Raw genomic sequence first — 7,500 nt, forward strand, 5'->3', positions numbered from 1 at the left:
GGTCAGGGATGGAAGGGCGCGGCTTGCAGCACCTCGACGATCAGCGGACGGTCCGCCGGGGCGCCGCGCAGCAGTTCGCGCAGGTGCTCGAGATCGCGCGCGCGTTCGGCGGCGCAGCCGAAGCCGCGGGCGATGGCGAGGAAGTCCGGAGTGTAGATATCGACCCCGAGCGGAGTGATCTCGCGCCGCTCCATGTAGCGCTTGATCTCGCCATAGCCGTGGTTGTTCCACAGCAGCACGACGATGCCGACCTTGGCTTCCACCGCGCTGGCCAGTTCCGGCAGGGTGAACTGCAGGCCGCCGTCGCCCATCAGGCTGACCACCGGGCGTCCCGGCTCGCCGAGCTTGGCGCCGATGGCCGCGGGCAGGCCATAGCCGAGGGTGCCGTAGCCGGTGGAGGCGTTGAACCAGCGGCGCGGCTCGTCGAGATCGACCAGGTGGTTGCCGCTGTAGACGGTCTGGGTCGAGTCGCCGACGAAGCGGGCGTCCGGCCACTCGGCGAGGATCGCGGCGAACAGCTGGCGATAGTGCGACCAGCCGGCGAAGTCTTCGGCCAGACGCTGGCGCACGGCGGCGGCGCGCCGGGCCCCGGGGCTGTCCGGCGAGGCCTCTCCGCCCGGCAGTTCGGCCAGCAGCACGCGCATGGCCAGCCGGGCGTCGCTGTGGATGGCCAGGCTAGGCGTGTAGTTGCGCATCAGTTGCTGTGGGTCGATATCGATGCGGATCAACTCGCCATCGAGGGCGAAGCCGCCGTCGAACACCACGTCGTAGTCGGTTTCGCCCAGCTCGGTGCCGATGGCCAGCACCACGTCGGCCTCGGCGGCCAGCTCGCGTACCGGCACGCAGGACTGGTTGCTGCCCAGCAGCAGCGGGTGGTCGGCCGGTAGCAGGCCCTTGGCGTTGATCGTCAGGGCAGTCGGCGCGTCCAGCGCGGCGGCCAGGGCACGCGCTTCGGCGGCGGCCTCGACGCAGCCGCCGCCGAGCAGCAGCAGTGGCTTCTTCGCGTTGCGCAGGCGCGCCGCGGCCTCGCGCAAGGGCGCGAGGGCCGGCGCCGGGCGGCTGGCGACGGTGCGCGGGCGCAGGGCCAGGTGTTCGGCGGGAGCGGTGATGACGTCGAGCGGCAGCTCGATGTGCACCGGCCGCGGCCGCTCGCTGTCGAACACGGCGAAGGCGCGGGCGAGCACCGCCGGCAGCTCCTCGGCGCTCATCAGGGTATGGCTGAAGGCGCAGACGTTGCCTACCAGGTTGCGCTGGTTCGGCAGCTCGTGCAGGTAGCCGTTGCCGTGGGCCAGGCGCGCGCGTTCGTTGACGCTGGAGATCACCAGCATCGGAATCGAGTCGGCGTAGGCCTGGGCCATGGCGGTGAGGATGTTGGTCATCCCCGGGCCGGTGATGATGAAGCACACGCCGGGCTTGCCGGTGACCCGTGCGTAGCCGTCCGCCATGAAGCCGGCGCCCTGCTCGTGGCGCGGGGTGACATGGCGGATACGGCTGCCGGGCAGGCCGCGGTAGAGTTCTACGGTATGTACGCCGGGGATGCCGAAGACGGTCTCGACGCCCCAGGCTTCGAGTTGCTTGACGAGGAATTCGCCGCAGGTGGTCATGGCCGTTCCTTTTTCATGTTCTCGGGAATGGAAAAGGCGAGGGAAAGTCCCTCGCCTGTCGGGGTTGTGCCTGGTTCAGGCGGCGCTGGCGACACCCGTCGGGCGCCGCGAGAACAGGCTGACCAGGACGAAGCTGAGCAGGCCGACCGCCAGGCTGTAGTAGATCGGCGTATTCGCGTCGAGGCCGTCCTTGATCATGAACACCAGCACGGTAAGGAAGCCCAGGGTCATGCTGGTGATGGCGCCGGCGGTGCTGGCGCGCTTCCAGTAGATCGCGCCGATCAGCGGGATCAGCATGCCACCTACCAGCAGGTTGTAGGCCACGGTCAGGGCGCTGATCACGTCGCTGACCACCAGGGCGATGCCGAGCACTACCAGGCCCAGCAGCAGGGTGGCGATGCGGTTCTCGTGCACGTCGCCGTTGTCGGACTGGCCGCGGCCGCGGCGCAGGCGCGGCAGCAGGTCCTGGGTGACGGTGGTGGACGCCGCCAGCAGGCCGGCGCTGGCGGTGGACATCAGCGCCGCCAGGGCGGCGGCGATGACCAGGCCGCGGATGCCGTTCGGCAGGCTGTGCTCGACCACGCTGGCGAAGGCGTTGTTGACGTTCTCCAGGTCCGGCAGCAGGACCTTGGCGGCCATCCCGATCAGCGCTCCGGCCATGCCGTAGAGCACGCAGTAGATACCGGCGGCGGAGCCGGCGACCTTGGCCACGGTCTCGCTGCGGGCGGTGAACACCCGCTGCCAGATGTCCTGGCCGATGAAGATGCCGAAGAAGTAGATCAGGAAGTAGGTGACGATGGTGTCCCAGCCGATCGCGGTGAAGTCGAAGTAGCTGGCCGGCAGCTTGGCCACCAGGGCGTCCCAGCCGCCGGCGTCGTTGATCGACAGCGGCATCAGCAGGAACACCAGGCCAACGGTCATGATCAGGAACTGCACGATGTCGGTCAGGGTCAGCGACCACATGCCGCCGATGGTGGAGTAGAGCACCACGACGCCGCCGCCGATCAGGATCGAGACCCAGAACGGCAGGCCGAACAGGACCTGCATGACGGTGCCGATGGCGATGGTCGAGGTGGCGCCGATCATCAGTGCGTAGACCAGCATGATCAGGGCGCTGGCGTGGCGCGCGGCGGGGTTGTAGCGACGCTCCAGGACCTGGGTGACGGTGTAGATCTTCAGCTTCAGCAGCGGCTTGGCCAGGAACAGGCTGAGGCCGACGATGCCGAGGCCGATCGCGCCGCACAGCCAGAAGCCGGAGATGCCATGGACGTAGCCCAGGCGCACGGTGCCGATGGTGGAGGCGCCGCCGAGGACGGTGGCGGCCATGGTTCCCAGGTAGAAGCCGGGGCCGAGGTTGCGGCCGGCCACCAGGTAGTCGTCGCGGGTCTTGGCGCGGCGCATGCCGTACCAGCCCAGCGCGATCATGCCCGCGGCGTAGATCAGAACGACGAATATGTCGAGGGCCATATCAGGTCTCCCAAGTTTCTCATTGTCATTGTTGTATCCGGCGAGGCGCCGGAAGCGCGGGACGCTGGCGTCCCGCCGTGTGTGTACCCCGCCTCAGGCGGTGGCTATCGCAGGGGCCCTCCGCGTGCCGTGCGCGCGTACCCAGCGCGGTCCTCGCGGGCCGTAGACGCAAGGCGGTTCCGGGAACAGGCGCAGCAGTGCCAGGTAGAGCAGGGCGGCCAGGCCGAGGGCGACCGGCAGGCTGAGGTCGATGCCGCCGGCCAGTTCGCCGAGCGGACCGACGAATTGCCCCGGCAGGTTGACGAAGGCCAGGCCGGCTGCCGCGCTGGGAATCCAGGCGCCCATTCCGCGCCAGTTCCAGCCGTGCTCGAACCAGTAGGCGCCGCCGCGCTGGCCGCGGGTGAACACCTGCAGGTCGTCCGGGCGGTAGAAGCCGCGACGGGTCAGCAGGCCGATCAGCATGATCACCATCCACGGGGTGGTGCAGGTGACGATCAGCACGGCGAAGGTGGAGACGCTCTGCACCAGGTTGAAGGCGAAGCGGCCGACGAAGATGAAGCCGATCGAGGCGACTCCGATCAGCACCGTGGCCTGCACCCGCGAGAGCAGGCGCGGGAACACGCTGGACATGTCCAGCCCGGTGCCGTACAGCGAAGTGGTGCCGGTGGACATGCCGCCGATCACCGCGATCAGGCATACCGGCAGGAAGAACCAGCCGGGAGCGATGGCCAGCAGGCCGCCGACGTAGTTGTTGGCGGCGATGTAGTCCGGCGCGCGGACGGCGACGATGGTCGCGGTGGCGAGGCCGAACAGGAAGGGAACCAGGGTCGCCAGCTGCGCGCCGATCACCGCCAGCATGATCCGTGCCTGCGAGGTCTGGCGGGGGATGTAGCGGGCCCAGTCGCCCAGGAAGGCGCCGAAGGAGATCGGGTTGCTCATGGCCAGCAGGGTGGCGCCGATGAAGGCGGCCCAGAAGCCCGGCTGGCCGAGCTGCACGCTGCCGGCGTAGGCGGCGTCGAAGGGGCCGGCGAAGGCGAACAGGCCGAGCAGGAACAGCAGGCTGGCGGCCCACACGGCGATCCTGTTGACCAGCAGCATGAAGCGGAAGCCGTAGATGCATACGGTCAGCACCAGCACGGCGAACAGGCCGTAGGCCAGGCCCAGGTTCAGTTCGCTCTCTTCCAGGCCGACCAGGCGCCGGGCGCCGCCGACCAGGGCGTCGCCGGAACTCCATACCGAGAGCGAGAAGAAGGCGATGGCGGTCAGCAGCGAGAGGAAGGAGCCGACGATGCGCCCGTGCACGCCGAAGTGCGCGCCGGAGGAGACCGCGTTGTTGGTGCCGTTGAGCGGGCCGAACAGGCCCATCGGGGCGAGGATCAGCGCGCCCAGCGTGACGCCCAGCAGGATCGCCCACAGCCCGGCCTGGAAGGACAGCCCGAAGAGCACCGGAAAGCTGCCGAGCACGGCGGTGGCGAAGGTATTGGCGCCGCCGAAGATCATGCGGAACAGATCGACCGGCGTGGCGTTGCGTTCGTGGTCGGGAATCTGTTCGACCCCGAAGGTTTCGATGCGTGTGATTGCGTGTTGGTTATTGTTGTTATCCATGACGTTCTCCCGGGAGAGCTAGCTAGTCGATGGCAGGTACTCCGGCATCGCCGACAAGTGCTCATGGCAGGCCAGCCAACGGCCTTCTTGTTGTTCTAGGCGGAACAGGATGGTTTCCCGTTCCCGGTTCAGGCTTTCCGTTCCCTGGAGGCGCAGCCGGGTGGCGACGTCGTGGCTGAAGATCGCCAGGTCGCCTTGCAGGCTGACGCAGGTATTGCTGGATTCGCACGCCAGCACTTCGAAGCCGTCCTCGCGTCGCCAGCGCTCCCACAACTCGCGGTAGGCCGCGCGCGAGCGCAGCGGCTGAGGCCAGTTGTGGAAGATGAAGCTGGCGTCCTCGCTGAAGGCGGCGAAATAGGCCTCGGCATCGTTGCGGGCGAAGGCCGCCACCAGTCGGCGGGCGGCCTCCAGCACCTGTTCGACGCGGTCGTCGGTCATGGTCGCGCTACGGCTCAGCGACGCACCACGCCCGGGAGGACGCAGAGCATTTCATAGAGCAGGTTGGCGCCCAGCAACGAAGTGTTGCCGGTGGTGTCGTAGGGCGGTGAGACTTCGACCAGGTCGCAGCCGACCAGGTCCAGGCCCTGGCAGCCGCGGATGATTTCCATCGCCTGGATGGTGGTCAGGCCGCCGATTTCCGGGGTGCCGGTGCCGGGCGCCCAGGCCGGGTCGATGCCGTCGATGTCGAAGCTCAGGTAGACGGGGCCGCCGCCGACCTTCTCGCGGACCTCGGCCATCAGCGGCTCCAGCGACTTGTGCCAGCACTCCTCGGCCTGCACCACGCGGAAGCCCTGCTTGCGGCTCCAGTTGAAGTCCTCGGCGGTGTAGCCCTGGGCGCGCAGGCCGATCTGCACCACGCGGTCGCAATCCAGCAGGTCTTCTTCCACCGCGCGGCGGAAGGTGGTGCCGTGGGCGATCTTCTCGCCGAACATGTGGTCGTTGACGTCGGCGTGGGCGTCGATGTGGACCAGGCCGACCTTGCCGTGCTTCTTCTTGATCGCGCGGAGGATCGGCAGGGTGATGGTGTGGTCGCCGCCGAGGGTCAGCGGGAGGATGCCGTGACCGAGGATGCGGTCGTATTCCTGCTCGATGATGCGCACGGCTTCCAGCAGGTTGAAGGTGTTGATCGCGACGTCGCCGATGTCCGCCACGTTCAGCGAGTCGAAGGGGGCGGCGCCGGTGGCCATGTTGTAGGGACGGATCATCACCGATTCGGCGCGGATCTCGCGGGGGCCGAAGCGGGTACCGGAGCGCAGCGAGGTGCCGATGTCGAGGGGCACGCCGACGAAGGCGGCATCGAGGGCGTCGAGTTCGGCGGGGGACTGGACATGGGGCAGGCGCATCATGGTGGCGATGCCGCCGAAGCGGGGCATTTCATTGCCGCCCAGGGGCTGGTGGAGATTCTTGTCCACGGGGTGGCCTCACGGTCGTTGTGGTTGTTTTAGGGGTCGGACGGATTCTCTTCACAGCCGGTAGCGAGTCAAATCGCTGGCTACAAATAATCAGTTCAGAGATTTCTAAACTAATGGCGAAGCGGCTAGACTTCGCCGCCGAGCCCGGACGGCGGCCTTTGCCTCGGCCCGCAGTTCGAAATCCTCGCCCCGCAAACCGGAGTCGCCGTGTCCAACGCCTTGCCCGACCTGCGCCTGTTGCGCATCTTCGCCGCGGTGGTGCGCCACCAGGGCTTCGCCGCCGCCCAGCAGGAGTTGAACCTGTCGACCTCGGCGATCAGCACCTACATGAGCCAACTGGAGAACCAGCTCGGCATCGTGCTCTGCCACCGTGGCCGCGGCGGCTTCAGCCTGACCAGCAAGGGCGAGCTGTTCCACCAGGAGACCCTGCGCATCCTCGGCGAACTGGAAGGCTTCGGACGCTACGCGCTGGCGTTGAAGGGCGAGCTGCGCGGCACCCTGAACCTCGGTGTGCTCGATTCTACGGTGAGCGACCCGGCGCTGCCGCTGGCCGAGGTGATCGGCGCCTTCAGCCGCGAACACCCGGCGGTGCACCTGCACCTGCTGGTGCAGAGCCCCTACGAACTGCAACTGAGCGTGCTGGAGAACCGCCAGGACCTGGCCATCGGCGCCTTTTCCAGTCGCATGAACGGACTGGTCTACCAGCCGCTGTACCGCGAACAGCACTGGCTGTACTGCAGCGACCGGCATCCGCTGTTCGACGGGCGGAGGATTCCCGCCGACCTGATCACCCAGCAACGCATGGTCGGCCGCGGCTACTGGAGCCAGGCCGAGCTGGCCCGGCACGGCTTCAAGCACAGCGCGGGGACGGTGGAGAGCATGGAGGCGCAACTGATCCTGATCCTGTCCGGCGGCTACATCGGCTACCTGCCGGAGCACTACGCCCACCCGTGGGTCGAGCAGGGCCGTCTGCGCGCCCTGCTGCCGGCGACCTTCGGCTACCAGGCGCCATTCTCCCTGATCCTCCGCCGCGGCCGCTCGCGCGAGCCGCTGATCCAGGCCTTCCGCGACCAGTTGCGGACGCAGATGAGCCTGGCCTGAGCCCTAGAGATCGGCGTTGAGGGTGCGCGAGAACTGCTGCACCGCCTCCACCACCTTGTGCGTGCTCTCGCGGATGCCGAGGATCGCCGTGCCGGCCTCGTTGGCCAGCTCCACGCCGCGCCGCGCCTGTTCCTGGCTGTGCTGCATGTCGTCGATGACGCTGCGGGTGCCGGTCTGGATGCGACCGATCATGTCGGCGATCTCCTTGGTCGACTTGCTGGTGCGCTCCGCCAGTTGCCGCACCTCGTCGGCCACCACGGCGAAGCCGCGACCCTGATCGCCGGCGCGGGCGGCCTCGATGGCGGCATTGA

7 protein-coding genes are annotated in these 7,500 nt (G+C 68.1%); 1 reads left to right on the top strand and 6 read right to left on the bottom strand.

The window, feature by feature from the left end:
* Nucleotides 1-2: 2 nt before the first annotated feature.
* The 5 genes from HMPREF2914_RS15750 to speB all read right to left on the bottom strand — a co-directional run bounded on the left by HMPREF2914_RS15750 (nt 3) and on the right by speB (nt 6,088).
* On the bottom strand, nt 3-1,604 hold the full coding sequence (locus HMPREF2914_RS15750; RefSeq protein ID WP_003122953.1) for a 5-guanidino-2-oxopentanoate decarboxylase: 1,602 nt from the start codon (nt 1,602-1,604) through the stop codon (nt 3-5).
* 75 nt (nt 1,605-1,679) lie between these two features.
* Nucleotides 1,680-3,071: a sodium:solute symporter family protein gene (locus HMPREF2914_RS15755; RefSeq protein WP_003087011.1), complete on the bottom strand. Its 1,392-nt coding sequence runs from the start codon at nt 3,069-3,071 to the stop codon at nt 1,680-1,682.
* A gap of 93 nt (nt 3,072-3,164) precedes the next feature.
* The gene (locus tag HMPREF2914_RS15760; RefSeq protein ID WP_003112429.1) at nt 3,165-4,676 is read right to left on the bottom strand and encodes a purine-cytosine permease family protein; all 1,512 of its coding nucleotides are present in this window, start codon (nt 4,674-4,676) and stop codon (nt 3,165-3,167) included.
* 18 nt (nt 4,677-4,694) lie between these two features.
* Nucleotides 4,695-5,114: a YybH family protein gene (locus HMPREF2914_RS15765; RefSeq protein WP_003109911.1), complete on the bottom strand. Its 420-nt coding sequence runs from the start codon at nt 5,112-5,114 to the stop codon at nt 4,695-4,697.
* A 14-nt stretch (nt 5,115-5,128) separates the two neighbouring features.
* On the bottom strand, nt 5,129-6,088 hold the full coding sequence (gene speB, locus HMPREF2914_RS15770) for an agmatinase (RefSeq protein ID WP_003087022.1): 960 nt from the start codon (nt 6,086-6,088) through the stop codon (nt 5,129-5,131).
* A gap of 207 nt (nt 6,089-6,295) precedes the next feature.
* On the opposite strand from speB, the gene HMPREF2914_RS15775 reads away from it, so the two are divergent.
* On the top strand, nt 6,296-7,189 hold the full coding sequence (locus HMPREF2914_RS15775) for a LysR family transcriptional regulator (RefSeq protein ID WP_003087025.1): 894 nt from the start codon (nt 6,296-6,298) through the stop codon (nt 7,187-7,189).
* Nucleotides 7,190-7,192: 3 nt separating this feature from the next.
* Here the strand turns inward: HMPREF2914_RS15775 and HMPREF2914_RS15780 are convergent.
* A partial coding sequence (locus HMPREF2914_RS15780; protein ID WP_049315271.1) for a methyl-accepting chemotaxis protein occupies nt 7,193-7,500 on the bottom strand: 308 nt, incomplete at its 5' end.

The sequence above is a fragment of the Pseudomonas sp. HMSC067G02 genome (genome assembly GCF_001813485.1).
GTDB lineage: Bacteria > Pseudomonadota > Gammaproteobacteria > Pseudomonadales > Pseudomonadaceae > Pseudomonas > Pseudomonas aeruginosa.